The sequence below is a fragment of the Streptomyces sp. NPDC045955 genome (assembly GCF_056430805.1).
The window spans coordinates 17,701-40,383 of record NZ_JBWKKY010000008.1 but is presented as its reverse complement, the minus strand read 5'-3'; the positions used below and the strand labels follow the sequence as shown (position 1 = coordinate 40,383).

At 71.4% G+C, this 22,683-nt stretch carries 22 protein-coding genes and 1 pseudogene; 12 read left to right on the top strand and 11 right to left on the bottom strand.

Features of this window, described 5'->3' with window-relative positions; all coding sequences use genetic code 11:
* Nucleotides 1-8: 8 nt before the first annotated feature.
* Nucleotides 9-695: a response regulator transcription factor gene (locus AC07F0_RS18095; RefSeq protein WP_467364932.1), complete on the bottom strand. Its 687-nt coding sequence runs from the start codon at nt 693-695 to the stop codon at nt 9-11.
* 290 nt (nt 696-985) lie between these two features.
* Between AC07F0_RS18095 and AC07F0_RS18090 the strand changes: the two genes are divergently transcribed.
* The 8 genes from AC07F0_RS18090 to AC07F0_RS18055 all read left to right on the top strand — a co-directional run bounded on the left by AC07F0_RS18090 (nt 986) and on the right by AC07F0_RS18055 (nt 7,603).
* On the top strand, nt 986-1,762 hold the full coding sequence (locus tag AC07F0_RS18090; protein WP_086600642.1) for an amino acid ABC transporter ATP-binding protein: 777 nt from the start codon (nt 986-988) through the stop codon (nt 1,760-1,762).
* 76 nt (nt 1,763-1,838) lie between these two features.
* Entirely contained in the window at nt 1,839-2,681 is an 843-nt protein-coding gene (locus AC07F0_RS18085) for a glutamate ABC transporter substrate-binding protein (protein WP_478979966.1), read from the top strand.
* A gap of 128 nt (nt 2,682-2,809) precedes the next feature.
* A complete protein-coding gene (locus AC07F0_RS18080) occupies nt 2,810-3,487 on the top strand; it encodes an amino acid ABC transporter permease (protein WP_478979964.1) in 678 nt (225 codons plus the stop codon).
* On the top strand, nt 3,484-4,392 hold the full coding sequence (locus AC07F0_RS18075) for an amino acid ABC transporter permease (protein WP_478979963.1): 909 nt from the start codon (nt 3,484-3,486) through the stop codon (nt 4,390-4,392). The genes AC07F0_RS18080 and AC07F0_RS18075 overlap by 4 nt, the downstream gene beginning before the upstream one ends.
* 282 nt (nt 4,393-4,674) lie before the next feature.
* Entirely contained in the window at nt 4,675-6,282 is a 1,608-nt protein-coding gene (locus tag AC07F0_RS18070; RefSeq protein ID WP_478980435.1) for an FAD-dependent monooxygenase, read from the top strand.
* Between the two features lie 132 nt (nt 6,283-6,414).
* Complete coding sequence (locus AC07F0_RS18065; RefSeq protein WP_309506048.1) at nt 6,415-6,462, top strand: hypothetical protein; 48 nt, start codon at nt 6,415-6,417, stop codon at nt 6,460-6,462.
* A gap of 149 nt (nt 6,463-6,611) precedes the next feature.
* Nucleotides 6,612-7,160: a cupin domain-containing protein gene (locus tag AC07F0_RS18060; RefSeq protein WP_478980433.1), complete on the top strand. Its 549-nt coding sequence runs from the start codon at nt 6,612-6,614 to the stop codon at nt 7,158-7,160.
* Between the two features lie 17 nt (nt 7,161-7,177).
* A complete protein-coding gene (locus AC07F0_RS18055; RefSeq protein ID WP_478980431.1) occupies nt 7,178-7,603 on the top strand; it encodes a rhodanese-like domain-containing protein in 426 nt (141 codons plus the stop codon).
* Nucleotides 7,604-7,652: 49 nt separating this feature from the next.
* On the opposite strand, the gene recX is transcribed toward AC07F0_RS18055, so the two are convergent.
* The 4 genes from recX to AC07F0_RS18035 all read right to left on the bottom strand — a co-directional run bounded on the left by recX (nt 7,653) and on the right by AC07F0_RS18035 (nt 11,472).
* Nucleotides 7,653-8,492: a recombination regulator RecX gene (recX, locus tag AC07F0_RS18050; RefSeq protein WP_478979962.1), complete on the bottom strand. Its 840-nt coding sequence runs from the start codon at nt 8,490-8,492 to the stop codon at nt 7,653-7,655.
* Nucleotides 8,493-8,495: 3 nt separating this feature from the next.
* Nucleotides 8,496-9,620, bottom strand: coding sequence for a recombinase RecA (recA, locus tag AC07F0_RS18045; RefSeq protein WP_397616751.1), 1,125 nt, complete (start codon nt 9,618-9,620; stop codon nt 8,496-8,498).
* A 229-nt stretch (nt 9,621-9,849) separates the two neighbouring features.
* A complete protein-coding gene (locus AC07F0_RS18040; protein ID WP_478979961.1) occupies nt 9,850-11,193 on the bottom strand; it encodes an AI-2E family transporter in 1,344 nt (447 codons plus the stop codon).
* Nucleotides 11,194-11,277: 84 nt separating this feature from the next.
* The gene (locus AC07F0_RS18035) at nt 11,278-11,472 is read right to left on the bottom strand and encodes a DUF3046 domain-containing protein (protein WP_356923573.1); all 195 of its coding nucleotides are present in this window, start codon (nt 11,470-11,472) and stop codon (nt 11,278-11,280) included.
* 80 nt (nt 11,473-11,552) lie between these two features.
* On the opposite strand from AC07F0_RS18035, the gene AC07F0_RS18030 reads away from it, so the two are divergent.
* Nucleotides 11,553-12,497: a hypothetical protein gene (locus AC07F0_RS18030; RefSeq protein ID WP_478979960.1), complete on the top strand. Its 945-nt coding sequence runs from the start codon at nt 11,553-11,555 to the stop codon at nt 12,495-12,497.
* Here AC07F0_RS18030 and AC07F0_RS18025 read toward each other — a convergent pair whose 3' ends face one another.
* The 3 genes and pseudogenes from AC07F0_RS18025 to AC07F0_RS18015 all read right to left on the bottom strand — a co-directional run.
* Nucleotides 12,498-12,806 carry an AzlD domain-containing protein gene (locus AC07F0_RS18025; protein ID WP_478979958.1) on the bottom strand — a complete coding sequence of 103 codons (309 nt, stop codon included), beginning with the start codon at nt 12,804-12,806 and terminating at the stop codon, nt 12,498-12,500.
* The gene (locus tag AC07F0_RS18020) at nt 12,803-13,525 is read right to left on the bottom strand and encodes an AzlC family ABC transporter permease (RefSeq protein ID WP_478979957.1); all 723 of its coding nucleotides are present in this window, start codon (nt 13,523-13,525) and stop codon (nt 12,803-12,805) included. The genes AC07F0_RS18025 and AC07F0_RS18020 overlap by 4 nt, the downstream gene beginning before the upstream one ends.
* Nucleotides 13,526-13,557: 32 nt before the next feature.
* A pseudogene (locus AC07F0_RS18015) lies at nt 13,558-14,379 on the bottom strand (AraC family transcriptional regulator); the annotation flags it as partial.
* A gap of 92 nt (nt 14,380-14,471) precedes the next feature.
* On the opposite strand from AC07F0_RS18015, the gene AC07F0_RS18010 reads away from it, so the two are divergent.
* Genes AC07F0_RS18010 through AC07F0_RS18000 form a run of 3 tightly spaced genes read left to right on the top strand, consistent with a single transcriptional unit; the run spans nt 14,472 to nt 21,091 of the window.
* Entirely contained in the window at nt 14,472-19,433 is a 4,962-nt protein-coding gene (locus tag AC07F0_RS18010; RefSeq protein WP_478979955.1) for an ATP-dependent helicase, read from the top strand.
* A gap of 29 nt (nt 19,434-19,462) precedes the next feature.
* The gene (locus tag AC07F0_RS18005; protein WP_478979953.1) at nt 19,463-20,290 is read left to right on the top strand and encodes an Fpg/Nei family DNA glycosylase; all 828 of its coding nucleotides are present in this window, start codon (nt 19,463-19,465) and stop codon (nt 20,288-20,290) included.
* A gap of 36 nt (nt 20,291-20,326) precedes the next feature.
* On the top strand, nt 20,327-21,091 hold the full coding sequence (locus AC07F0_RS18000) for an SDR family NAD(P)-dependent oxidoreductase (RefSeq protein ID WP_478979952.1): 765 nt from the start codon (nt 20,327-20,329) through the stop codon (nt 21,089-21,091).
* A gap of 73 nt (nt 21,092-21,164) precedes the next feature.
* Here AC07F0_RS18000 and AC07F0_RS17995 read toward each other — a convergent pair whose 3' ends face one another.
* The 3 genes from AC07F0_RS17995 to AC07F0_RS17985 all read right to left on the bottom strand — a co-directional run bounded on the left by AC07F0_RS17995 (nt 21,165) and on the right by AC07F0_RS17985 (nt 22,671).
* The gene (locus AC07F0_RS17995; protein ID WP_478979950.1) at nt 21,165-21,422 is read right to left on the bottom strand and encodes a hypothetical protein; all 258 of its coding nucleotides are present in this window, start codon (nt 21,420-21,422) and stop codon (nt 21,165-21,167) included.
* Nucleotides 21,423-21,597: 175 nt separating this feature from the next.
* Nucleotides 21,598-22,068: a Dps family protein gene (locus AC07F0_RS17990; protein WP_478979948.1), complete on the bottom strand. Its 471-nt coding sequence runs from the start codon at nt 22,066-22,068 to the stop codon at nt 21,598-21,600.
* A 222-nt stretch (nt 22,069-22,290) separates the two neighbouring features.
* Nucleotides 22,291-22,671 (bottom strand): helix-turn-helix domain-containing protein, encoded by a 381-nt coding sequence (locus AC07F0_RS17985; protein ID WP_003993396.1) that lies wholly within the window; start codon nt 22,669-22,671, stop codon nt 22,291-22,293.
* Nucleotides 22,672-22,683 lie beyond the last annotated feature (12 nt).

Below are 22,683 nucleotides of genomic sequence, written 5' to 3'. Positions count from 1 at the left end.
CGGCCCCGCTATCCGGCAGGCGCGACGAGCCGGTAGCCGACTCCGCGTACGGTCTCGATGAGGGCCGGCATCCGCAGCTTGGAGCGCAGGGACGCGACGTGCACCTCCAGCGTGCGCCCGGTCCCCTCCCAGCTGGTCCGCCACACCTCGCTGATGATCTGCTCCCGGCGGAAGACCACCCCGGGCCGCTGCGCGAGCAGGGCCAGGAGGTCGAACTCCTTGCGGGTCAGCTGGATCACGGTTCCGTCCACGCTGACCCGGCGCGTGGGCAGCTCGATGTGCACGGGGCCGAGGCGCAGCTCCGTCTCAATGCCGCTGGAGGTGTCCTCCTGCGAGGTGCGCCGGCTGACCGCGTGGATGCGGGCGAGCAGTTCCCCGGTGTCGTACGGCTTCACCACGTAGTCGTCGGCGCCGAGATTGAGGCCGTGGATGCGGGAGCGCACGTCGGAGCGCGCGGTGACCATGATCACCGGCGTGCTGGTGCGCTTGCGGATCTTGCCGCAGACCTCGTATCCGTCCTGGTCGGGCAGGCCGAGGTCGAGCAGGACGACACCGAAGCCGTCGACCTCGGGGACCAGCGCCTGAAGGGCCTCCTCGCCGCTGCGCGCGTGCGTGACGTCGAACCCGTGCCGCGCCAGGACCGCCGACAGGGCGGCGGCGACGTGGTTGTCGTCCTCGACGAGCAGCAGTCTCACCCGGGCCCCCTTCGGTTCACTGGCCGTACGATCTATCTGTGTACAAAAACGCGTGCACGCGCGCGCGTGCACCTTGTGCAGTCACGCTGATGGATGAGGACGGCGTCAAGAGGGTTCCGGTTGCGCAGAGCTTCCGTTACCCGGCCGATATGAGCGCTGCTCATAAGTGCTACGACACGTGTCCGATTGCTATCGGATCGTGATGCTCAGATTCCCCTCAGATGTAATGACGCAGGTCGTAGAGCGTCACTACTGTCCTCCGAAACCGAGGAGGACGGAGCCTGAGAGCGATGACCGAAGTATCGGTGGCCAAGGAAGATGTGGCCGCGACCGGAGAACTGGTCGTCCTGAAGAGCGTCAACAAGCACTTCGGCGCGTTGCACGTACTCCAGGACATCGACCTGACGATCGCGCGCGGTGAAGTCGTCGTGGTCATCGGACCCTCCGGGTCCGGCAAGTCCACCCTGTGCCGCACCATCAACCGCCTGGAGACGATCGACTCCGGCACGATAGAGATCGACGGCAAGCCGCTGCCCGCCGAGGGCAAGGGGCTCGCCCGGCTGCGGGCCGACGTCGGGATGGTCTTCCAGTCCTTCAACCTCTTCGCGCACAAGACCGTGCTCGAGAACGTGACGCTCGGCCAGGTCAAGGTCCGCAAGAAGGACAAGCAGGCGGCCGAGGAGCGGGCCCGTGCCCTGCTCGACCGGGTCGGCGTGGCCGCGCAGGCCGAGAAGTACCCGGCACAGCTCTCCGGCGGCCAGCAGCAGCGCGTCGCGATCGCGCGGGCACTGGCCATGGAGCCGAAGGTCATGCTCTTCGACGAGCCGACCTCCGCGCTCGACCCCGAGATGATCAACGAGGTGCTGGAGGTCATGCAGCAGCTCGCCCGGGACGGCATGACCATGATCGTCGTCACCCATGAGATGGGTTTCGCACGATCGGCCGCAAACCGCGTGGTGTTCATGGCGGACGGCCGAATCGTCGAGGAGGCTGCGCCCGACCAGTTCTTCAGCAACCCGCGCAGCGACCGTGCCAAGGACTTCCTGTCGAAGATCCTGCATCACTGAGGCGCGCGTCGCTCCTGCGACGACCCGCGTCACCCGAAAACGACGGTTTTTCTCTTCACGGCAAAGGATGTTCACCATGAAGCTCCGCAAGGTCTCCGCCGCGGCCGCCACCGCTCTCGTTCTCGCCCTGACGGCTACCGCCTGTGGTGGCGATGACGGCGGTGACTCCAACTCCGGCTCCGGCGGCGGCGACAAGATCAAGATCGGAATCAAGTACGACCAGCCCGGTCTGGGCCTGAAGGAGCCCGACGGTTCCTTCTCCGGCTTCGACGTGGACGTGGCGACGTACGTGGCCAAGGAACTGGGCTACAAGCCCGACCAGATCGAGTGGGTCGAGACCAAGAGCGCCGACCGTGAGAACGCGCTGTCCCGCGGTGACGTGAAGATGATCGCGGCCACGTACTCGATCACCGACGAGCGCAAGCAGAAGGTGGACTTCGCCGGTCCGTACCTGCTGGCCCACCAGGACCTGCTGGTGAAGAAGGACTCGGACATCACCAAGGCCACGGACCTGAACGAGAAGAAGCTGTGCTCGGTCGCCGGGTCCACTTCGGCTCAGAACGTCAAGGAGGACTTCGCGCCGAAGGCCCAGCTGACTCAGCGCGGTGGCTACTCGGAGTGCCTCTCCGCCCTGCAGAGCGGCGCCGTGGACGCGCTGACCACCGACGACTCGATCCTCGCGGGCTACGCCGCGCAGGAGCAGTACAAGGGCCAGTTCAAGCTGGCCGGCCTGAAGCTGAGCAACGAGAACTACGGCATCGGCGTCAAGAAGGGCGACAAGGCGACCCTCGACAAGATCAACGCTGCCCTCGAGAAGATGGTCAGCGACGGTTCCTGGGAGAAGGCCGTCAAGGAGAACTTCGGGCCGGCGAACTACAAGTACGAGCCCGCACCGAAGATCGGCCAGATCGTCCAGTAACGCGGGACTCCGCCGACGCAGGATCCCCGCACTCGATGCGGGGGTCCGCGGGCGCGCCGCCACCACTTGTCTGACGGCGGCGCGCCACGTCCGCCACCTACGCCACACACCCGGAAGCGCGGGAGATCGTGTTCGACTTTCTTTCAGACTATGACGACCCGTCCCTGCTGGGCGCTTTCTGGGTCACAGTGCAGCTCACCGTCTTCTCGGCCATCGGCTCCCTGATCTGGGGCACCCTCCTGGCGGCCATGCGGGTGAGCCCCGTGCCACTGATGCGCGGTTTCGGCACTGCCTACGTGAACATCGTCCGAAACATTCCTCTGACCGTCATCATCGTCTTCACGTCGCTCGGCCTAGCCGACATCTTCGGCGTCACGATGGGCGCGCCCGATGACTTCGAACTTAAGTACTTCCGACTGGCTGTACTCGGTCTCGTCGCCTATACAGCTGCCTTCGTCTGCGAGGCGATCCGCTCCGGCATCAACACCGTGCCCGTCGGGCAGGCTGAGGCAGCACGGGCCATCGGACTCAGCTTCAGTCAAGTACTGAGGCTCGTCGTACTGCCGCAGGCGTTCCGTTCCGTCATCGGACCACTTGCCAACGTGCTCATCGCACTGACCAAGAACACCACCGTGGCGGCCGCGATCGGCGTGGCGGAGGCCGCCCTCCTGATGAAGGAAATGATCGAGAACGAGGCGCAGACGCTGCTCATCGGCGCGATCTTCGCCTTCGGGTTCGTGGTACTGACTCTGCCCACCGGCCTGATCCTCGGCTGGCTGAGCAAGCGACTGGCGGTGAAGCGATGACGTCCGTTCTCTACGACGCCCCCGGCCCGAAGGCCAAGCGGCGCAATCTGCTGTTCTCGGTGCTCTTCTTCGTCCTGCTCGCCCTGCTCCTGTGGTGGATCTGGCAGACGCTGGACGAGAAGGGCCAGCTGCAGTGGTCCCTGTGGAAGCCGTTCACCACGTCCGAGGCCTGGACGACCTATCTGCTGCCCGGTCTGGGCGACACACTGAAGGCCGCAGCCCTCGCCATGGTCATCGCCCTCCCGCTGGGCGCCGTCCTCGGCATCCTCCGCCTGTCCGACCACCGCTGGGTGCGCATCCCGGCCGGTGCGGTGGTCGAGTTCTTCCGGGCCATCCCGGTGCTGCTGCTGATGCTGTTCGCCAACGAGTTCTACGTCCGCTCGACGGGCATCCCCAGCGACGAGCGGCCCCTCTACGCGGTCGTCACTGGCCTGGTGCTCTACAACGCCTCGGTCCTCGCCGAGATCGTCCGGGCCGGCATTCTGTCCCTCCCCAAGGGGCAGTCCGAGGCCGCCATGGCGATCGGCCTGCGCAAGAGCCAGACCATGTCGAGCATCCTGCTCCCGCAGGCCGTCACCGCCATGCTGCCCGCCATCGTCAGCCAGCTGGTCGTCATCGTGAAGGACACCGCGCTGGGCGGCGTGATGCTCGGATTCACCGAGCTGCTCAACACGCGCAGCACGCTCGCGGCCAACTACGCCAACGTCATCCCCAGCTTCATCGTCGTGGCGGTCATCTTCATCATCCTGAACTTCATCCTCACGTCCTTCGCCTCCTGGCTGGAGGGCAGGCTGCGCCGCAGCAAGCGCAGCACGGGAGCTGTTCTCGGTGCCGACAAGGTCGACGACGTGAACGCGGCCGAAGTGGGCGGCACCTACGGCACCGGTGCCGGCGGCTCGATCTGACGACCCGAACAACCCCTACGCTTGTGGCCCGCCGGAAAATCCGGCGGGCCACAGTCGTGCCGAGCCCTGAGCCATCCGGCTCCGGCCAACGCTGACACCCCATCACGTGACGAGCGTGTCGCCCGGCTACCCTTGGTGCGACGCATGATCGCCACCGGCCGCCGGTCACTTGACGCAAGCACCGGCAATGGGTTGCATACGTTCTGTGATCGTGCACCCTGCTCCAACTTCCTGTTCACCTACGTCTCCCAGGACATCACCACGGGCAGGGGGCGCCGCGCCGTGGACCCGGTGATCATCGTCGGAGCGGGGCCCGTCGGGCTCACGCTCGCCCTGGCGCTGGCGCGGCAGGAGGTGCCGTGCGTCGTCCTCGACGAGGGGCCGGGCAAGGACGAACCCCGTGCGGCGCGCACCGTCGTTCTGCGCGAGGACACCGCCGCCCTCATGGAACGGCTGACCGGTGTGCCCCTGTCCCGGGCCGGCGTCCACTGGGCCGGATGGCGGTCGATGCGGCGCAAGCAGGTGATGCGCGAGATCTTTTTCGACGGCACAGAACCCGCCCCCCTGCACATCGCCCAGCACGTGCTGACCGATGCCCTGCGGACCGCCCTCTCCGGCGAACGGCTCGTCAAAGTCGCGGTGGACAGCCGGCTCGACGGCATCGAACAGGAGTCCTCGGGCGTCACGGCCCACACCCGCGGCCCCAAATGCACCTGGTGGCGCGGCAGTTACCTGGTCGGCTGCGACGGCCCCCGTTCGACCGTGCGCAAGCTCCAGGACATCCGCTTCCCGGGCCGCACGGCGGTGGAACGTCACGCCGTTGCCGCGCTGCGTACGGAACTGCCCTGGCACGACGAGGCGTTGCTGCACCGCATGCCGCCGTGGCGCATGTCGGGCCCCTCGGCCGGTGAGATCACCGCACGTCCGCTGCCGGACGGCGTCTGGCGTCTGGACTGGCTCCTGCCGCCCGGCAAGGACCTGGTCACCCCCGAACTGCTGCTGACCCGCATCCGGGAGACCCTGGCCGGCTGGGCGGGCGGCACGACCCCGCCGTACGAGCTGCTGGACACCGGAGTCCACACGGTCCACCACCGGCTGGCCCGCCGCTGGCGCGCCGAGCGCGTCTTCCTCGCCGGGGACGCGGCCCACCTGCTCGGCGCGCTGGGCACGCACGGTCTCGACGAGGGCCTCAGGGACGCCGACAACCTCGCCTGGAAGCTGGCCCTGGCCTGGCACCACGGGCCGCACGACGCGCTCCTCGACAGCTACCAGACCGAGCGCCGGGCGGTCGTCGCCGCCCGGTTGCGCGCCGCCGACCAGGCACTGCCACTTCTACGCGGGGGCGGAGGCCTGCGCTCCTACGTCCCCGGCTCGTCGCGGGGTCACGACGCGCTCCTCACGGACGGTCACTTGGGGCACGGCCAACTGGGCGCGCCGGGGGGGTACGCCGACTCGCCCCTCGCGCCCCCACGCCTCGAAGGGGAGACCCCCGTCGACACACCGCCCGGAGCGCCGGTCACCGACGTGCGGGTCACCGCGGAGGACGGCACCTTCGTACGGCTACGGGACCGGCTCGGCCGCGGCGCACTGCTCGTGGTGCTGATCGCGCCGGGCACGGGTGTGTGGGAACGCAAGCACTGGGTCGGCGCCGGCATCATGCCCCGGCTCGCGGCCGCCGTCACGGCACTGCCCCACCCCGCCGAACTGCTGGTCGCCGAGAGCTATCCGGGTGCTGCCGCGCACACGGTGCTCCTGGTCCGGCCCGACGGGCACCTCGTCACCGCGCTGAGCGGAGTGCGCCCGGACGACCTGTACGCGGCGGCGGAGGCCGCGGTGGGCGGACAAGTGAAGGCACAGGCTGAAGCCGGTGCGTCGGCCGGCTCTCGCTGACGTCGGCACCGGGGCGACGTGCTCACTGTCACCGTGCGTCCGCATGGTGACAGTGAGTTGACCGGTCCGGGCGGTCATGGTGTACTCCGGTGCGTGACCGACACCTGTGTGCGCCTGTGGCGGAGGGTCCATATGGACCTCGTCCGCTATGCGGGCTGCGTGTGTCGCCCGTCCTGCTGACTTCGCCTCCCTCTTCCTCTGTGCGCGCGCCGCGCTCTGTCTGCCCGGCCGACGCGCCTGATTCGCGAACCCTCATCAGGACCTTCAGGACGGCACCCGTGTCTGTATCCCCTTCCGCATCCCCCGCTGTCTCCTCTCCCGGATCCGCCCTGGGATCCGCCCCCGGGTCCACTTCCGGCTCCTCGTCTGCCTCCTCCGCCGTTTCGGCGCCCACTCAGGCCGACCTCTTCGACTTCGTGCGGCGTACGGCCGCCGACAGCGAACTGATCGCCTCCCTGCCGCTCGACCCGGAAGGCCGCACCTGGGTGCGGCTGGACGGACCCGGCGGCAGCGAGGCCTGGCTGATCGGCTGGCCGCCCGGCACGGGCACCGGCTGGCACGACCACGCCGACTCCGTCGGCGCCTTCCTGACCGCGTCGGGCGAGCTCAAGGAGAACTCACTCGCCGCGCGGCTGCCCACCGACGGCTGGAAGACGCTGGAACTCACCGACGGTGTCGACCGCGAACGCCGGCTGCGGTCCGGCCAGGGCCGCGCCTTCGGCCGCCACCACGTCCACGAGGTGCTCAACGAATCCCCCGACCGTCACGCGATCTCCGTCCACGCCTACTACCCACCTCTGCCGCAGATCCGCCGCTACAGCCGCAGCGGGTCAGTCCTGCGGCTCGAGCAGGTGGAACGGCCGGAGGACTGGCAGTGAGCGCGACACACGAGCGGGTGAGCGACGGGGACGGCAGTGGCACCAGTGGTGGTGGTGTCCAACGGCCCGTCGGCATCGACGCGCTGCTGGAGCGCGTACGGGCGGGCTACGAGCGCATCGAGCCGCAGGAGGCGTACGAGGCCGCGCTGGCCGGTGACGCGATGCTGGTGGACATCCGCTACGCGGCCCTGCGCGAACGGGACGGCCTGATCTCCGGCGCCCTCGTCGTCGAGCGCAACGAGCTGGAGTGGCGCCTCGATCCGCAGGGCAGCCACCGTCTCCCCGAGGCCACGAGCCACGCCCTGCGCGTCGTCGTGATCTGCAACGAGGGGTACGCCTCCAGCCTGGCGGTCCAGTCCCTGCACCAGCTGGGACTGCACCGGGCCACCGATCTGGTCGGCGGATTCCAGGCTTGGCGGGCGGCGGGGCTTCCGGTGGTGTGACCCGGCGTCTCGACAGCGGGCTTGGCCGCACGAGGAACTCGCCGTCGCCTCAGAACTCCTCGCCCCCGAGGAACTCCGTGTCCTCGCCCTCCTCCTCCAGCGCCTGCCGGACCACGCGCAGGGCCATGCCCTCGGAGTAGCCCTTGCGGGCGAGCATGCCCGCGAGGCGACGGAGACGCTTGTCCCGGTCGAGCCCCCGGGTGGAGCGGAGCTTGCGCGCGACGAGTTCCCGCGCGGTCGCCTCCTCCTGCTCGGAGTCGAGCTGGGAGACGGCCTCGTCGATCAGTGTGGAGTCGACGCCCTTGGTTCGCAGCTCCCGGGCGAGCGCACGCCGGGCCAGCCCTCGGCCGTGGTGCCGGGACTCCACCCAGGCGTCCGCGAAGGCGCCGTCGTTGATGAGGCCGACCTCTTCGAACCGCGACAGCACCTCCTCGGCGGCGTCGTCCGGGATCTGCCGCTTGCGCAGGGCGTCGGCGAGTTGCTTGCGGGTCCGCGGGGTCCCGGTGAGCAGGCGCAGGCAGATCGCCCGAGCCTGCTCGACCGGGTCCCCCGGAGGTTCCCCCTGCTCGGCCCTCGACGAGGAGAGGGAACCTCCGTCTTCGGCATCCGCCGCGCCGAAGCCGCGTCGGCGGCGCCCACGTCCACGCCCACCGGGCGGCTCATCGCCGCGCGAGCCGTCCCTGGAGGAATCGCCTCCGCGTGCTCCACCAGCCGATGAGCCTCTGCGGGATGAGCCGCCGCCCGGGGAGGCTTCCCCATATGGCCCGTCAGCCTCGTACCGCCCGCCCTCCCCGTCCACGGCCGAGCCCGGCTCCCCTCCGGTGCCCCTCCCCCGTGGGGCACCGGAGGCGGCGTACTCGTACTCCGCCCAGTCGGTTCGTCGTGTCACGGGTCAGCTCTTGGCTGCGGCGGCCTTGGACTTGGCCGTCTTGGCCGGTGCCGGGGCGGGGACCGCCGCAGCCTCGGCCGGTGCCGGGGAGACCGCCGCGTCCGTACCCGGCTCGGCGGCCGGCTCCTCGGGACGCACGCCGACGCCCAGCTTCTCCTTGATCTTCTTCTCGATCTCGTTGGCCAGGTCGGGGTTGTCCTTCAGGAAGTTGCGCGCGTTCTCCTTGCCCTGGCCGAGCTGGTCGCCCTCGTACGTGTACCAGGCGCCGGCCTTGCGGACGAAGCCGTGCTCCACGCCCATGTCGATCAGGCCGCCCTCGCGGCTGATGCCGTGACCGTAGAGGATGTCGAACTCGGCCTGCTTGAAGGGCGGCGCGACCTTGTTCTTGACGACCTTGCAGCGGGTGCGGTTGCCGACCGCGTCCGTGCCGTCCTTCAGGGTCTCGATACGGCGGATGTCGATGCGCACCGAGGCGTAGAACTTCAGCGCCCGGCCACCGGTCGTGGTCTCCGGGGAGCCGAACATCACTCCGATCTTCTCGCGGAGCTGGTTGATGAAGATCGCGGTGGTCTTGGACTGGTTGAGCGCGCTGGTGATCTTCCGCAGGGCCTGGCTCATCAGGCGGGCCTGCAGACCCACGTGGCTGTCGCCCATCTCGCCCTCGATCTCCGCGCGCGGGACGAGCGCCGCGACGGAGTCGATGACGATGAGGTCGAGGGCACCGGAGCGGACCAGCATGTCCACGATCTCCAGGGCCTGCTCGCCGTTGTCCGGCTGGGAGAGGATGAGGTTGTCGATGTCGACGCCGAGCTTCTTCGCGTACTCGGGGTCGAGTGCGTGCTCCGCGTCGACGAAGGCGACCTGGCCACCGGCCTTCTGCGCGTTCGCCACCGCGTGCAGGGTCAGGGTGGTCTTACCGGAGGACTCCGGTCCGTAGATCTCCACGACACGGCCGCGGGGCAGGCCGCCCACGCCGAGGGCCACGTCGAGGGCGGTGGATCCGGTCGGGATGACCTCGATGGGCTCCTTGGTCCGGTCGCCCATGCGCATGACCGCGCCCTTGCCGAATTGCCGTTCAATCTGTGCGAGAGCGGCATCCAGGGCCTTCTCGCGGTCGGTTCCTGCCATGGGTTCCACCCGATTTGCTTGAGTCGATCGCTTCACGTCAAAGACGCTAACGCCTGCCACTGACAATGCGCCCCGACGCACGTCCGGCCTGTGGATAACTCGGGCACTTCTCCACCCAAAGTACGTCGAACTGCCCGTCGTTGAGCTTCGCCGGAGACTCCATAAGAATGGATGTTCGATTTTCGTGTCAAGCGCACCACGCGGCACCTCCGTCACACCCCGCAGCGACTCAGTCCGGGCCCTGCCCGGAGCCCTCATCGGACCGCCCGCCCCCGGAGCCCTCGTCCTCGGACCGCCCACGCCCGGAGCCCTCGTCCTCGGCCGGCCCACCGTCGGGTCGCTCCGCCCCGGCCCGCCCTGCCCACAGCTGCCTCGCGCGCGTGGCGAAGCTCGGCCCCTCCCCGCGTCGGCGATGGCCGTGCACCCGGGGGTCGTCCGTGACGGCGTACCGCTTCACGTACGCCCCCAGGAAGGCCTGGAGCGTGGCGATGGCGGGGATGGCGATCAGCGCGCCGACCGCGCCCAGGAGCGCGGTGCCCGCGATGACCGAGCCGAAGGCGACCGCGGGGTGGATGTCGACGGTCTTGGACGTCAGCTTCGGCTGAAGCACGTAGTTCTCGAACTGCTGGTAGATCACCACGAAGATCAGCACCCACAGCGCGTACCAGGGGTTGACCGTGAACGCGATCAGCATGGGCAGCGCACCCGCGAGATACGTGCCGATGGTGGGGATGAACTGCGACACCAGGCCCACCCACACGGCGAGCACGGGCGCGTAGGGCACGTCCAGGGCCTGCAGGAGGACGAAGTGCGCTATGCCGGAGATCAGTGCCATCAGGCCGCGCGAGTAGATGTAGCCGCCGGTCTTGTTCACGGCGATCTCCCAGGCGCGCAGCACCTCGGCCTGCCGGGCGGGCGGCAGCAGGGAACAGATCGTGCGGCGCAGCCGCGGGCCGTCCGCGGCGAAGTAGAACGAGAACAGCGCGATCGTCAACAGCTGGAAGAGACCCCCGATGACCTGGGCGGACACGTCCAGGACACCCGTGGCGCTGTTCTGCACGTAGGTGCGCAGCCAGTCGGAGCGGAGGAGGCCCTCCTGAATGTCCACGCGCTTCAGGTCGGTCTTGAAGTGCGTGTTGATCCAGTTGATGACGGAGTCGAGGTAGCCCGGGAAACCCTCGATCATCTTGATGATCTGGTCCGCGAGGATGGAGCCGAGCAGTGTGACGAAGCCCGCCGCCACGACGATCACGCCGATGAAGACGATGAACGTGGCCAGTCCCCTGCGCATGCCACGCGAGGCCATCCAGCTCACCGCCGGTTCGATGGCGAGCGCCAGGAAGAACGCGATGAGGATGTTGATCAGCAGCCCGGTGAGCTGGTGGAAGGCCCAACTGCCCAGCTGGAACAGGGCGACGAGGGCGAGTGCGAGCACCAGGGCGCGCGGCAGCCAGCGCGGCATGCGGCCGTTCGGCCCGGAGTCCCCGGCCGGGGGCCGGGGCGGGGCGGGCGGTGTCGTACCGAACGGGGAGGACTGCGGGGCTGCCTGCCCGGTCTCGTCAGTGGGTGCCACGCACCAAGTCTCACCCACGCCACCGACAGCCGTCTGCCCACCTGCGATCTTCGGGGGCGGTCAGTCACCGGTCTCCACGACGGGTCAACGCTTCTCCCTCGGCACGTCCATCACCGCGCACACCACCTGCCAGACCTCCTTGGCGTCCCAGCCGGCGTCGAGCGCCTCGTGGACGGTGCGCCCGCCGAGCTCCGCCATCACATGGTCACGCGCGAAGGTGTCCGCGTACCCCGGACCGAAATGCTCCGCCATCCGCTGCCAGAAGACCGTCAACCGCATGACTCCAGTATCCCGCCCCTGAGGGTGGGCCTCGGCCGGGACCGCCTGCCGGCGCCCTGTTCCGCCCTACGGTCTGATCCATGGCCGAAACAGGAGCTCCCCCACTCCCCCCGTCGCTCCCGCCGCACACCCCCGTGGCGCGCGCGGAACGCTTCGTCTGGCTCACCGCACGCGTGCTCGAGCAGCGCCTCTTCGCCCACCACTTCCGGGACGGCGCCGCCGACCCGGTGGAGACCGCCCTGGACGCCTACCGCAACGAGGACGGCGGGTACGGCCACGCGCTGGAGCCCGATCTGCGCGGCCCGGTCAGCCAGCCGCTCCACACCGCCCGCGCCCTGCGCGTCCTGGACGCCGTGGGACGCTGCGCCGGACAGCGGGTGGAACACATGTGCCGCTATCTGACGTCCGTCTCCACCGCGGACGGCGCCCTCCCGGCGGTCCACCCCAGCCAGCGCGGCTACCCGACGGCACCCTTCGTGCCGGTCGTGGACGACCCGCCCAGCGACCTCCTGGCCACCGGGCCGGTGGTGGGGCTGCTGCACCGCAACGAGGTGTGGCACGCCTGGCTGTTCCGGGCCACGGACTTCTGCTGGCAGACGGTCGAGTCCCTGGAGAAGTCCCACCCGTACGAGATCGAGGCCGCCGTGGCCTTCCTCGACTCCGCCCCGGACCGGCCGCGCGCGGAGGCGGCCGCCGACCGTCTGGGCCGTCTGGTCCGCGAGCACCGTCTGGCGGCGCTGGACCCCGACAACCTGGACGCGTACCCGGTCTCTCCCGGTTACGCCCCGGGCGAGCACCACTTCCCGCACGACTACGCGAGGACACCGAGCTCCCTCGCGCGCGCGTGGTTCACGGACGACGAGATGGCCCGCTCCCTGGACCACCTCGCGGCCCGGCAGCAGGAGGACGGCGGCTGGCCCCTCAGCTGGCTCCGCTGGGCCCCGGCTCCCGCCCTGGAGGCCCGCCCGGCGGTGACGATCGAGGCCCTGCTCACCCTCAGGGCGTACGGCCGCGGCATCGGCTGATCAGGCCCCCATGGCCCGCACTCCCGCGGTCACCACCACGGCCGCCGCGACGACGAGCAGGAACGGTGCCCGCAGCATCAGCGCCACGGCGGCGGCTCCGAGCCCGGCGGCCCGCGCGTCCAGGACCAGCGCCTGCCCGTCGGCGAAGGTCTGCTGGGCCGTGAGGGCCGCCAGCAGCGCGACGGGCAGCAGAGCGGCGAGCCGCTTCACGAGGGGCCGCTCCAGAGCCCCCGCGGGCACCAGCAGCCCGGCCAGCTTGACGGCGTAGCACCCGAGGACGGTCACACCGATCGCGACCCAGACGTTCACTCCTGCTCCCCCTGTCCCTTGCGACGGCCGTCCGCCCAGAGCACGACCGGCGCCGCCAGCGCGGCCAGCAGAACCGGCACGCCGGCGGGCAGCACGGGCAGCAGCCCGAGCCCCAGCAGCACGGCGAGCCCGGCGACGGCCCGCTCGGTGCCGGTCTTCAGCATCGGCGCGAGCAGCGCCAGGAACACCGCGGGTCCCGCCGCGTCGAGCCCCCAGGCGTCGGTGTCCCCGATGGCCTCGGCGCCCAGTGCCCCGAGCAGCGTGGTGAGGTTCCACAGGACGTACAGGCTCAGCCCCGTCACCAGGAACCCGACCCGCGCACTGCGCCGCGTGGGCTGTGCGAGCGCGACGGCGGCCGTCTCGTCGATCACCCACTGTGCGGCGAACGGCCGCACCGCGCGCGGGAGAGCCAGCACCTGCGACAGACGCAGGCCGTAGAAGGCGTTCCGCACACCCAGGAAGAAGGCCCCGGCCGCCGCCGTGAACGGGCCGCCACCGGCCGCGAGGGCGCCCACCAGGGCGAACTGCGACGCCCCGGTGAACACCAGCAGACTGAGCGCGCACGTCTGCATGAGCGTGAGTCCGCCGCCCGCCGACGTCACCCCGAAGGCGAAGCCGGAGAGCCCGACGGCCACCCCCACCCCCAGGGCGTCCCGCACGACGGCCCGGTCCGTCTTCCCACCGGTCTCTGTATCTCCGAGAGCTGTCCGATCCACCACGCCCCGCACGCTACGAGGAGCCGCTACCGCAGGTCTTGTACGTTCTTGCGCTCTCGCTGATAGGCCCCGGGAGGCACCCCGACGATCCGGCTGAAGTGCCGGTTGAGATGCGGCTGGTCGGTGAATCCCACGGTCACGGCGACCTCCGAGGGCGCCGTCCCGAGGTCCAGCAGCCGCCGCGCCCGCCGTACCCGCGCGTCCGTGAGCCACGCGTGCGGCGGCATCCCGTAGGCGCCCCGGAAGGCCCGCAACAAGGCGAAGGGACTGGTCCCGAGATCGGCCGCCAACCGCTCCAGGGTCGGCGGCCGGTCCATTCGCTCTTCCAGCACCGCACGCGCGCGTGCGGCGATCCGGGCCCCTGCCGTCCGCACTTCCCGCCGCGGCATGGGCCCGCCGTTCAGCCGCAGCAACCTGGTCACGGCGACCCGCAGCAGCGTGTCCGCGGCCAGCGCGTTGCCCTCGTCGGCGGCGCGCAGCACCTGATGCACCAGCCCGACGGCATACGGATCATCCACCACCGGGCTGACGAACCCCGGGGTCCCTCGCAGCGTCGTGGTCTCGGCCGCGATCTGCGCCACCACATCGACGGACGGATACACGGCCCCGTACCGCCACCCCTCGGGCACACCGGCCCGCCCCGTGTGCGGAGTATCCGGATTCACCAGCGCGAGCGCACCGGCGCCCGCGTACTGATCGCCCCCGCCGTGGTGGAAGACCTCCACCCCGTCGGCGATGGCGGCGATCACGAAGTTCTCGTGCGTATGCCGCACGAACGTCTTCCGCACGTACCGGGCCCGCAGCAGATCCACCCCGGGCAGCTCGTCGTACTGCCAGTGCCGCGCACGCTCGCTCATACGGCCATTGTCCGGTCCCCCGGCCGACCACTGAACGCCAGGCGGGACCGCCGCGGCCTCCCGTTGTCAGTGCCGGGGTGCACGATGGACGCATGCCCAGCAAAGCACCCGGACCCCTGGACGGCTTCTCCCCCGCGACCCGCGCCTGGTTCTCGGGCGCCTTCTCGGCGCCCACCACGGCCCAGTCCGGTGCGTGGCAGGCCATCCACGAGGGTTCGGACGTGCTGGTCGTCGCCCCCACCGGCTCCGGCAAGACCCTGGCCGCCTTCCTCGCCGCCCTGGACCAGCTCGCCTCGACCCCTCCCCCCGCCGACCCCAGGAAGCGCTGCCGGGTCCTGTACATCTCCCCGCTGAAGGCCCTGGCCGTGGACGTCGAGCGCAACCTCCGCAGCCCTCTGACCGGCATCCGGCAGGAATCCGTACGGATGGGCCTGCCCGAGCCCGAGGTCAAGGTGGGCATCCGCTCGGGCGACACCCCCGCCGCCGAGCGCCGCGCCCTGGCCACTCGCCCGCCGGACATCCTGATCACCACCCCCGAGTCGCTGTTCCTGATGCTGACGTCGGCCACGCGCGACGCGCTGACCGGCGTGGAGACGGTGATCCTCGACGAGGTGCACGCGGTCGCGGGCACCAAACGCGGCGCCCACCTCGCGCTCTCCCTGGAGCGGCTGGACGAGATCCTCCCCAAGCCCGCCCGCCGCATCGGCCTCTCCGCGACGGTCCGCCCGGTCGACGAGGTGGCCCGCTTCCTCTCGCCGCGGCGCAAGGTGGAGATCGTCCAGCCGGAGTCGGGCAAGGAGTTCGACCTCTCCGTGGTCGTCCCGGTCGAGGACCTGGGCGAACTGGGCGGCTCCCCGGTGGCGGACGGCTCGGAGGGCGCCGAGCGCCCGTCGATCTGGCCGCATGTGGAGGAGCGGATCACCGACCTCGTCCAGTCCCACCGCTCCACGATCGTCTTCGCGAACTCCCGTCGTCTCGCGGAGCGCCTGTGCAACCGCCTGAACGAGATCGCGTACGAACGGGCCACGGGCGAGACCCTCGACGAGCACCACTCCCCCGCCGAGCTCATGGGCGGCTCGGGAGCCGCCCAGGGCGCACCCCAGGTCATCGCCCGCGCCCACCACGGCTCGGTGTCCAAGGAGCAGCGTGCCCTGGTCGAGGAGGACCTCAAAGCGGGCCGCCTCCCCGCGGTCGTGGCCACTTCCAGTCTCGAACTGGGCATCGACATGGGCGCGGTCGACCTGGTGGTCCAGGTCGAATCACCTCCCTCGGTGGCCTCCGGCCTGCAACGCGTCGGCCGGGCGGGTCACCAGGTGGGCGCGGTCTCCACCGGCGTGGTCTTCCCGAAGTACCGCGGCGACCTGGTCCAGGCGGCGGTGGTCACCGAACGCATGCGGACCGGTGCCATCGAGTCCCTCAGGGTCCCCGCCAACCCGTTGGACGTCCTGGCCCAGCAGATCGTCGCGATGACGGCCATGGACACCTGGCAGTTCGACGACCTCCTCGCCGCCGTCCGCCGGGCCGCCCCCTTCGCCTCGCTCCCGGAGTCGGCCTTCACGGCGGTCCTCGACATGCTGGCCGGCCGCTACCCGTCCGACGCCTTCGCCGAGCTGCGCCCCCGCGTGGTGTGGGACCGCGTCACCGGCGAGATCACGGGCCGCCCCGGCGCCCAGCGCCTCGCCGTCACGTCCGGGGGGACGATCCCCGACCGTGGCCTCTTCGGCGTCTTCCTCGCCGGAGCCGACCCGAAGAAGGGCGGCGGCCGGGTCGGCGAGCTCGACGAGGAGATGGTCTACGAGTCCCGCGTCGGCGACATCTTCACGCTCGGCACCAGTTCCTGGCGCATCGAGGACATCACCCGCGACCGCGTCCTGGTCTCCCCGGCCCCGGGCGTGCCGGGCCGGCTGCCCTTCTGGAAGGGCGACCAGTTGGGCCGCCCGCTCGAACTGGGCCGGGCGGTGGGCGCGTTCCTGCGTGAGGTCGGCTCGCTGTCCAAGGAGGACGCCCGGCTGCGCCTCCTCGCCGCCGGCCTGGACGCCTGGGCGGCGGACAACGTGCTGTCGTACCTGGACGAGCAGCGCGAGGCCTGCGGCCACGTCCCGGACGACCGGACGATCGTCGTGGAGCGCTTCCGCGACGAGCTCGGCGACTGGCGCGTGGTCGTGCACTCCCCCTTCGGCGCCCAGGTGCACGCGCCCTGGGCCCTCGCGCTCGGCGCGAAACTCTCCGAGCGCTACGGGATGGACGCGCAGGTCATGCACGCCGACGACGGCATCGTGCTGCGTCTGCCGGACGCCGACCTGATGGGCCTGGACCTGCTGGACCAGGAGCCGGTGAAGATGGGCCGGGAGTACGACGCCGAGCAGGCCCCCGTGGGCGCCGCCGACGTCGTCTTCGACAAGGGCGAGGTCGACCAGGTCGTCACCGACCAGGTGGGCAGCTCGGCGCTGTTCGCGGCCCGGTTCCGCGAGTGCGCCGCCCGCGCGCTGCTACTGCCGCGCCGCAACCCGGGCAAGCGCACGCCGCTGTGGCAGCAGCGCCAGCGCGCCTCCCAGTTGCTCCAGGTGGCGAGCGAGTTCGGCTCGTTCCCGATCGTCCTGGAGGCGGTCCGCGAGTGCCTCCAGGACGTCTTCGACGTTCCCGGTCTCGTCGAACTGATGGGTGACCTGGAGTCCCGCAAGGTGCGCCTCGTCGAGGTCACCACGCCCGAGCCGTCCCCCTTCGCGCGCTCCCTCCTCTTCGGCTACGTCGCCCAGTTCCTGTACGAGGGCGACTCCCCGCTCGCCGAGCGCCGCGCCGCGGCCCTGTCGCTGGACTCGCGGCTGCTGGCCGAACTGCTGGGCCAGGCCGAGCTGCGCGAGCTCCTCGACGCGGAGGTGCTGACGGAGCTGGAGCGGGAGCTTCAGTGGCTGACCGAGGACCGCCGCGTCAAGGACGCCGAAGGCATCGCGGACCTCCTTCGCCTCCTCGGCCCGCTCACGGAGGCGGAACTGGCCGAACGGGGCGCCGAACCGCAGTGGGCTCAGGAACTGGCCGGCGCCCGCCGCGCCATCCGGGTCCGGATCGCGGGCAGGGACCACTGGGCGGCGATCGAGGACGCGGGCCGGCTGCGCGACGCACTGGGCACCGCCTTGCCGGTCGGTGTCCCGGAGGCCTTCACGGAGCCCGTCAAGGACCCGCTCGGCGACCTCCTCGCGCGCTACGCCCGCACCCACGGCCCGTTCACTTCGACCACGGTGGCGGCCCGCTTCGGCCTGGGCGTGGCCGTCACCGAGGGCGCCCTCCAGCGGCTGGCCGCGGCGGGCCGTATCGTCCAGGGCGAGTTCCACCCGGCCGGGATCGGCCAGGAGTGGTGCGACGCGGCCGTGCTGCGCCGACTTCGCCGCCGCTCCCTGGCCGCCCTGCGCCATGAGCTGGAGCCGGTGCCGCCGGCCGCCCTCGCCCAGTTCCTGCCCCAGTGGCAGCACATCGGCAAGGGGCACTCCCTGCGCGGCATCGACGGCCTGGTGCGCGCCATCGAGCAGGTGCAGGGCGCGTCCGTGCCCGCCTCCGCCCTGGAGAAGCTGGTTCTGCCCTCCCGGGTCGTGAACTACAACCCGGCCATGCTGGACGAGCTCACCGCCGCCGGAGAGGTCGTCTGGGCCGGGGCGGGCTCCCTCCCGGGCAAGGACGGCTGGGTCTCCCTCTACCTGGCGGACGCGGCCCCCCTGCTCCTGCCGCCCCCGCACCCCTTGGAGCTGACCGCCCTGCACCAGTCCGTCCTGGACATCCTCTCCGGCGGCTACGGCCTGTTCTTCCGCCAGATCGCCGACCAGGTCCGGGCCACCACCCACCCCGACGCCACCGACCCCCAGCTGGCCGACGTGCTCTGGGACCTGGCCTGGTCCGGCCGTCTGACCAACGACACGCTCGCCCCCCTGCGCTCCCTGCTCGGCTCGGGCCGTACCGCCGGCTCCACGGCCCACCGCGCCAAGCGCGCGGTCCCGCGCGGCCGCTACGGCTCCCTGACGGCCGCGGCCCGGCCCGCCTCCCGCTCCGGCCCGCCGACCGTCGCCGGCCGCTGGTCCCTGCTCCCCGCCCACGAGCCGGACCCGACGGTGCGGGCCCACGCCCTCGCCCGCACCCTCCTCGACCGGCACGGCGTGGTGACCAGGGGCGCGGTCTCGGCTGAGGGCGTCGAGGGCGGCTTCTCGGCGACGTACCGCGTCCTGTCCGCCTTCGAGGAGAGCGGCCAGGCCCGCCGCGGCTACGTCGTGGAGGGCCTCGGCGCCGCGCAGTTCGCGATGGACGGTGCCGTGGACCGCCTGCGCGCGGTGGCCAACGCCCGCGACCGCGGCGAGGACCTGCCCGGCGCCCCGCCGGGCCCCGACCTCGATCCGTTCCCCGCCCATGACGTCTTCGCCCATGACTTCCCCGCCCATGACTTCGCCGGACAGGACGACGGGCTCCCGTCCCACGACCACCCCCGCGACACCGGCGACCCCGGCCCGGACGGCTTCCCCGGCCTCGGCCCCGCCCACGTCACCCCGGCCCCCCAGCCGTCCCGGGACGAGTACGTCTCGCCGCGGGACTACTCCCCGCAGGACCCCCTGCCCTGGCAGAACGGCGGACGCGCCCCGTACGCCACCGGATCCCCGGACCGCCGTACCCGCCCGGACCCCGCCTCCCGGGCCGTCGTCATTGCCGCCGCCGATCCGGCGAACGCGTACGGCGCCGCCCTGCCCTGGCCCGAGCCCCCGACCGGCGCCGGGCACAAGCCGGGCCGCAAGGCAGGCTCCCTGGTAGTGCTCGTCGACGGCGAGCTGACGCTCTACATGGAGCGCGGTGGCAAGACCCTGCTCGCCTGGGCCAGCGCCCCGGACGGCGACCCCACCGACGACCCCCGCCTGCGCACCGCGTCGGAGGCACTGGCCGCAGCCGCCCGCGCGGGCTCCCTCGGCACGGTCACGGTGGAGCGCGTCAACGGCGCCCAGGCCCTGACCTCCCCCATCGGCGCCCTTCTGGAAGGAGCGGGCTTCATCGCGACCCCCCGTGGCCTCCGCCTGCGCGCCTGATCGTCCCGGCGACGTGCCACCCTTGACCCATGCCCGAAGGTGACACGGTCTGGCAGACCGCGAGCCGGCTGCACCACGCCCTCGCGGGCAAGGTGCTGACCCGCAGTGACCTCCGGGTGCCGCGGCTCGCCACGGCCGACCTCACGGGCCGTACGGTCCTGGACGTCACCCCGCGCGGCAAACACCTCCTGACCCGCGTCGAGGGCGGCCTGACCCTGCACTCCCATTTGCGGATGGACGGCTCCTGGAAGGTGTACGAGAACGGCAGGCGCTGGAGCGGCGGCCCCGGCCACCAGATCCGCGCGATCCTCGGCACCACCGACCACACGGCCGTCGGTTACCGCCTCCCCGTCCTGGAACTCCTGCGCACCACCGATGAGCACCGCGCGGTCGGCCACCTCGGCCCCGACCTCCTGGGCCCGGACTGGGACCCCGACCGGGCCCTCGCCAATCTCCTGAGGGACCCCTCCCGCCCCCTCGGCGAGGCCCTGCTCGACCAGCGCAACCTCGCCGGTATCGGCAATGTCTACAAGAGCGAGCTCTGCTTCCTGCTCGGCGTCACCCCCTGGCTCCCCGTCGGCGACCTGCCCACCGAGCGCGCCGCCCAGTTGCCCGCGCTCGCCAAGAAGCTGCTGGAGACCAACCGCGACCGCCCGATCCGCACGACGACGGGCCGCCGCGGCCAGGACCTCTTCGTGTACGGCCGGGCGCCCCGCCCCTGCCTGCGCTGCCACACCTCCGTCCGTGTCGCCGACCAGGGCGACGGCTCCCGTGAGCGCCCCACGTACTGGTGCCCCACCTGCCAGCCGGGCCCCGCCCCGGCCACTCCCCCGACCCGGCGGGCACGACCGCACTGATTGACGACCCGTCAGAAACGCTCGTACGGTCCCTGTATGCCCGTCACGGCGTACGACTTCACCGGCCGCACCGCGTTCGTCACCGGAGCCGCGAGCGGCATCGGCCGCGCCTCGGCGCTGCTGCTCGGGGAGGCGGGCGCCACCGTGCACTGTGCGGACCGCGACCCCGAGGGCCTGCACGAGACGGTGACCCTGATCAAGGACGGTGGCGGCGCCGCCCACACCCACGCCCTCGACGTCACCGACCGCGCCCGGCTGAGGCAGGCCATCACCTCCTGCGAACGCCTCGACGTCCTGGCCGCGATCGCCGGGATCCTGCACACCAGCCCGGTTCTGGAGACCCGGGAGGAGGACCTCGACCGAGTACTCGACGTCAACTTCAAGGGCGTGCTGTACGCCTGCCAGGAGGCGGCCCGCTTCATGATCGCCCGGGGCACCGGGGGCAGCCTCGTCACCATGGCCTCGGGCGCCGTCGACACCGGCGCCCCCGGGCTGCTCTGCTACGGCGCGGCCAAGGCGGCGGTGGTCCAGCTGACCAAGACCCTCGCGACCGAGGTGGGCCGGCACGGCATCCGCGTCAACGCGGTCGCGCCGGGCTGGATCCGTACGCCCATGACCGACCGCCACGACACCGAGGCTCGGGCGAGGACGGAGGCCGTCATGGCGCGGATGTCGCCCCTGGGCCGGGTCGGCGCCCCCGAGGACATCGCACACGCGGTCCTGCACCTGGCCTCCGACGCCTCGTCGTTCACGACGGGCCAGATCATCCGCCCGAACGGCGGCGTGGCGATGCCCTGGTGAGCAACAGACACACCCGGCACGCCCGCCCACTCAGAAGACGTCCTCCACACCTCTGAAGCAAGCCGCCGCGGCATCACCCCCTCCGCGACACCACACCCCGGCCCCCCACCCCCAGCACCCTCCGCCACCGCCCGGTACTCACGACTCCACTCGCCCGCCCCTTCGGCATGCAGTGCACCGGCAGCACGCTCAGCCCCCATCCCCCGGCCGCGACCGTCGCCTCCAGCACCCCGGCCCCGGGCGCGACCACCAGCCGCAGCGCCGCCCACCACCACAGCGCCCCCAGCCCCAGCACGGCTCCGCGCGCCCCCCAGCGCCCTATCCCCGCCATGGCCGCCACCTCCAGCCCGACGCCGTGCGGCCGCCCGGACCGGCGGACAGGGCGCACCAACAGCACACCGGCGCACCGCATGCCCCACCGCGCCGAGCTGCGAGAACGCGGGCCGCGAAACCCCGAGCGGCGCACCCTCCGGCCGGCCCGTCGCCCGCTGCCGCGCCCGCTGCGGTCACCCGTTCTCGGCCTGGAACATCCAGTGATGCTTCTCCAGGTCCGCCGTGATCCCGATGAAGATGTCCTGGCTCACCGGATCCGGCTCACCGGTCGCCTCGACCCGCTCCCGCATCCGGGCGATCACCGCGCCCAGCGCCTCCACGAGCGCCCCCACGGCGGTCGAGTCGTCGACCCACCCCTCGGGGGTCACACCGATCCCACTGCCGACGGCGACCGTCGCGGCCCGCCCGTCGGGGGAGATCCCGAGCGCCGCGGCGCGCTCCGCCACGGTGTCGGAGTACTTCCGCGCGATGTCGACGACCTCGTCGAGCTGGAGATGCACGGAACGGAAGCGCGGTCCCACCACGTTCCAGTGGATCTGCTTCGCCGCGAGGGCGAGGTCCACCAGGTCGACGAGGGCGCCCTGCAACGCCTCGGACACGGTCTTCAGGCTCGCGTCGGACAGCGGGCTCTTCACGACGTACATCCGCACCTCCGTTGGCTTTCCCCGGCCATCCCTTCAACGATGACCGTCACAAGCCCCACGGGCAAACGCAGATAAATCGGGCACGGTTCCGCCCGGCAATCCGCGAGCAAGCGAAAACCCCGACCGTCACCCCTCCGGATCTCCCGGAGAACCCCGGCCGGGGCCTCACCAGTGTCGACGCCTGGTCAGCGCCGCTCGTTCATGCCACGCACGCGCGAAGCGTCACGCGGCGACGACGTCCACCGCCTCGGCGGGCGCCTTGATGGTCACCCGTTCGGGTGGCACACCGGTCACCGAAACGGAACCCAGCATCGGGCGAACCGGTGTGGGCACAGGTTCGCTGGGGGTGGCCGCAGCGGACTGGGCCAGCTCGGCCAGGGCGAGCTCGTCGCTCACTTCCCGCATGAGCTCGGACATCCGTACGTCCAGCGCGTCGCAGATGGCGGAGAGCAGTTCGGAGGAAGCCTCCTTCTGCCCCCGCTCCACCTCGGAGAGATAGCCGAGTGAGACTCGGGCGGACGAGGAGACTTCGCGCAGAGTACGGCCCTGGCGCTGGCGCTGCCGACGCAGCACGTCACCCAGCAGGCGACGGAGCAGAATCATCGGTGGCTCCCT

Bases quoted from the DNA above. Each gene is read 5' to 3' on its own strand.
- AC07F0_RS17990 (WP_478979948.1), bottom strand. From the start codon at position 22,068: ATGTACGTCGTGAAGAGCCCGCTGTCCGACGCGAGCCTGAAGACCGTG.
- AC07F0_RS17985 (WP_003993396.1), bottom strand. From the start codon at position 22,671: ATGATTCTGCTCCGTCGCCTGCTGGGTGACGTGCTGCGTCGGCAGCGC.
- AC07F0_RS17995 (WP_478979950.1), bottom strand. From the start codon at position 21,422: ATGGCGGGGATAGGGCGCTGGGGGGCGCGCGGAGCCGTGCTGGGGCTG.
- AC07F0_RS18005 (WP_478979953.1), top strand. From the start codon at position 19,463: ATGCCCGAAGGTGACACGGTCTGGCAGACCGCGAGCCGGCTGCACCAC.
- AC07F0_RS18000 (WP_478979952.1), top strand. From the start codon at position 20,327: ATGCCCGTCACGGCGTACGACTTCACCGGCCGCACCGCGTTCGTCACC.
- AC07F0_RS18035 (WP_356923573.1), bottom strand. From the start codon at position 11,472: ATGCGGTTGACGGTCTTCTGGCAGCGGATGGCGGAGCATTTCGGTCCG.
- AC07F0_RS18090 (WP_086600642.1), top strand. From the start codon at position 986: ATGACCGAAGTATCGGTGGCCAAGGAAGATGTGGCCGCGACCGGAGAA.
- AC07F0_RS18030 (WP_478979960.1), top strand. From the start codon at position 11,553: ATGGCCGAAACAGGAGCTCCCCCACTCCCCCCGTCGCTCCCGCCGCAC.
- AC07F0_RS18075 (WP_478979963.1), top strand. From the start codon at position 3,484: ATGACGTCCGTTCTCTACGACGCCCCCGGCCCGAAGGCCAAGCGGCGC.
- AC07F0_RS18010 (WP_478979955.1), top strand. From the start codon at position 14,472: ATGCCCAGCAAAGCACCCGGACCCCTGGACGGCTTCTCCCCCGCGACC.
- recA (WP_397616751.1), bottom strand. From the start codon at position 9,620: ATGGCAGGAACCGACCGCGAGAAGGCCCTGGATGCCGCTCTCGCACAG.
- AC07F0_RS18085 (WP_478979966.1), top strand. From the start codon at position 1,839: ATGAAGCTCCGCAAGGTCTCCGCCGCGGCCGCCACCGCTCTCGTTCTC.